Annotated in this window: 4 protein-coding genes; all 4 read left to right on the forward strand. The window is 73.6% G+C overall.

Features of this window, described 5'->3' with window-relative positions; translation table 11 throughout:
• On the forward strand, positions 1 to 423 hold a 423-nt coding region (locus AB0C29_RS41390; RefSeq protein ID WP_360832718.1), incomplete at its 5' end, for an NYN domain-containing protein.
• A gap of 107 nt (positions 424 to 530) precedes the next feature.
• Positions 531 to 752 (forward strand): hypothetical protein, encoded by a 222-nt coding sequence (locus tag AB0C29_RS41395; protein ID WP_360549028.1) that lies wholly within the window; start codon positions 531 to 533, stop codon positions 750 to 752.
• Between the two features lie 22 nt (positions 753 to 774).
• Positions 775 to 2,031 carry a M48 family metallopeptidase gene (locus AB0C29_RS41400; RefSeq protein ID WP_360832720.1) on the forward strand — a complete coding sequence of 419 codons (1,257 nt, stop codon included), beginning with the start codon at positions 775 to 777 and terminating at the stop codon, positions 2,029 to 2,031.
• Positions 2,031 to 2,968, forward strand: a 938-nt coding sequence (locus AB0C29_RS41405) for a glycosyltransferase family 4 protein (RefSeq protein ID WP_360832722.1), incomplete at its 3' end; no start/stop codon positions are given. The genes AB0C29_RS41400 and AB0C29_RS41405, both read left to right, overlap by 1 nt.

Consider the following 2,968-nt stretch of genomic DNA (forward strand, 5'->3'; position numbering starts at 1 on the left):
CAGGACACCGACGACCCGGGCCGCCTGGACCAGCTCCTGGCGCTGCCGCGGGCGCACCTGATCGTGGACGGTTACAACGTCACCAAGCGCGGCTTCGCCGAGATGTCGCTCGAGCAGCAGCGCAAACGCCTGATCACCGGGCTCGGCGGGATCGCCGCGCAGACCGGCGACGAGGTCACGGTGGTCTTCGACGGTGCCGAGCGGGTGCACGGCCTGCCGCCCGCCCCGCGCGGCGTACGCGTGCTCTTCTCGCACAAGGGCGACACCGCCGACGAGCTCATCCGCCAGCTCGTGCGGGCCGAGCCGGCCGGCCGGCCGCTGGTCGTGATCTCGTCCGACCGCGAGGTGGCCGACGGGGTACGCCGGCACGGCGCGTACCCGATGGGAGCCGACTCACTGCTGCGCCGGCTCGCCCGCTCCTGATTTTTGTCATACCCCCTCCATAGCGTGACTGTCACCGATGGTGGTCGGTCCGCGACAGCTCCTCTTCCCCCTGCGCGGGCCGCACCCCCCACGATGCGGAGGAAATGATGATCATCGACTGCGGGCGCTGCGCCGAGCGGACCGATGAATGCAACGGATGCCTGGTCAGCACGTTGTACGACACCCCCGACGGCATCGCCGACCTGACCCCCGGCGAGCTGCGGGCGATCGAGACGTTCGAGCTGGCCGGCTTCGAGGTGGAGCTGCTGGAGACGCCGGACCCGCCGGTCTCCGTGCCGCTCTACCCGCGCCGCCGCCACGTGGCGTGATCACCATCTCTAGGATGGCTCGATGACTCCCCGGCTCTGGGCGGCGTGCGCGCTCGGTGTGCTCGTCGTGGCGCTGATCGCGTACGCGGCGACAGTGGTCCCGTGGCACCGGCCGCCGGCGCCCCGGGCCGACCAGCTCGAAGCCCTGCGCGGCCTGCCCGGCGACCAGGTGGAGCGGGCCCGCGCCTTCCACTCCGACCTGCGTCCGGGCTCGTACGGCGCCATGGCGGTCGGGCTCCTGGCGGCCCTGGTGCTCGGCCTCACCCCGCTGGGCGCGCGGCTGGTGTCCCTGGCCGGGCGCCCGTTCGGCGACCACTGGATCGCCCAGGCCGTCCTCGGTGGCCTCGTGATCGTGCTGGTCGTCGAGGTGCTCACGCTGCCGTTCGCGGCCTGGCGGCACACCGTCGTGGTGCGCTACGGCATCTCCACCCAGACCTGGGGCCCGTGGGCGGTCGACCTGGCCAAGTCCTATGCGGTCGGCGCGGTCATCGGCGGGCTGGCGCTGCTCGGTTTCTTCACTGTGACCCGGCTCGCCCCGCGCTGGTGGTGGGCGTTCGGGGCCGTCGGGGCGGCGGCGCTGGTGGTGCTGCTGTCGTTCGTGCTGCCGGTGGTCGTCGAGCCGATCTTCAACAAGTTCACCCCGATGGCCCAGGGCCCGCTGCGCACCGAGCTGATGAGCCTCGCCGCCCGTGACGGCGTGCCGGTGCGTGATGTCCTGGTCGCCGACGCCTCCCGCCGCACCCGGGCCGTGAACGCGTACGTGTCCGGCTTCGGGCCGACCCGGCGGATCGTCGTCTACGACACGATGCTGACCGAGGCCACGCCCGAGGAGGTCGTCTCGGTCACCGCCCACGAGCTGGGCCACGCCAAGCGCGGCGACGTGGTGACCGGCACGATCATCGGCGCGCTGGGTGCGGCCGCCGCGGTGATCGCGCTCTACCTGCTCGGCTCGCTGGGCTGGCTGCTGCGGCTGGCCGGCACGGAGTCGATGGGTGAGCCGCGGACGATCGCGCTGCTGCTGGCCCTGGTGAGTGTGGCCGGGCTGATCGGCGGGCCCGCTCAGGCACTGGTCTCGCGGCGCATCGAAGCCCGGGCCGACGCGCACGCCCTGAAGCTGACCGGCGACGCGGCGACGTTCGAGGCGATGCAACGCCGGCTCGGCTCCGTGAACCTCTCCGACCCCGACCCGCCGACCTGGGAGCACGTCATGTTCGCCTCGCACCCGTCCACCGTGGAGCGGATGGCCGCGGCCCGCGCGTACGCCCGAGGGGAACGCTGATGGGCCGCACCCTGCTGGTCACCAACGACTTCCCGCCGCGTCCCGGTGGCATCCAGCAGTTCGTGCACAACCTCGCCGTCCGCCAGCCGGCCGGCTCGGTGGTGGCTTACGCGTCCAGCTGGAAGGGCGCGGCGGAGTTCGACGCCGAGCAGCCGTTCGAGGTCGTCCGGGAGGACACCGGGGTGCTGCTGCCGACCCCGGCGGTCGCCCGGCGGGCCGCCGAGATCGCCCGGTCGCACGGCTGCGACAGCGTCTGGTTCGGAGCGGGGGCACCGCTCGGCCTGCTCGCGGACGGGCTGCGGCGGCGCGCGGGCATCGAGCAGGCGGTGTCACTGACCCACGGCCACGAGATCGGCTGGGCCGCGCTGCCCGGGGCCCGCCAGCTGCTGCGCCGCATCGCCCGCGGCAACGACGTGATCACCTATCTGACCGAGTTCCAGCGGGTGCGGCTGGACCGGGCGCTGCACGGGCTGACCGCGCTGGAACGGCTGACGCCGGGGGTGGACGTGGACGCGTACCACCCGGGCGTGGACGGTTCGCAGGTGCGCGCCCGGCACGGGCTCAGCGACCGCCCGGTGATCGTCTGCGTGTCCCGGCTGGTGCCGCGCAAGGGCCAGGACATGCTGATCCGCGCGCTGCCGACGATCCGCCGCCGGGTCCCGGGCGCGGCCCTGCTTATCGTGAGCGGCGGCCCGTACCGGGAGAAGCTGCAGGCCCTGGCCCGGGCCGAGGGCGTCGAGTCGGACGTGGTGTTCACCGGCTCGGTCCGCTGGGAGGAGCTGCCGGCCCACTACGCGGCCGGTGACGTGTTCGCGATGCCGTGCCGCACGAGGGGCGCGGGGCTCGACGTGGAGGGTCTCGGCATCGTCTACCTCGAGGCCTCGGCGACGGGTCTGCCCGTGCTGGCCGGTGACTCCGGGGGAGCGCCGGACGCGGT

This window comes from Actinoplanes sp. NPDC048791 (assembly GCF_040650095.1).
Taxonomy (GTDB): Bacteria; Actinomycetota; Actinomycetes; order Mycobacteriales; family Micromonosporaceae; genus Actinoplanes.

What these genes read in the sequence shown, in the direction of transcription:
- AB0C29_RS41400 (WP_360832720.1), top strand. Translation starts at nt 775, where the DNA reads ATGACTCCCCGGCTCTGGGCGGCGTGCGCGCTCGGTGTGCTCGTCGTG.
- AB0C29_RS41395 (WP_360549028.1), top strand. Translation starts at nt 531, where the DNA reads ATGATCATCGACTGCGGGCGCTGCGCCGAGCGGACCGATGAATGCAAC.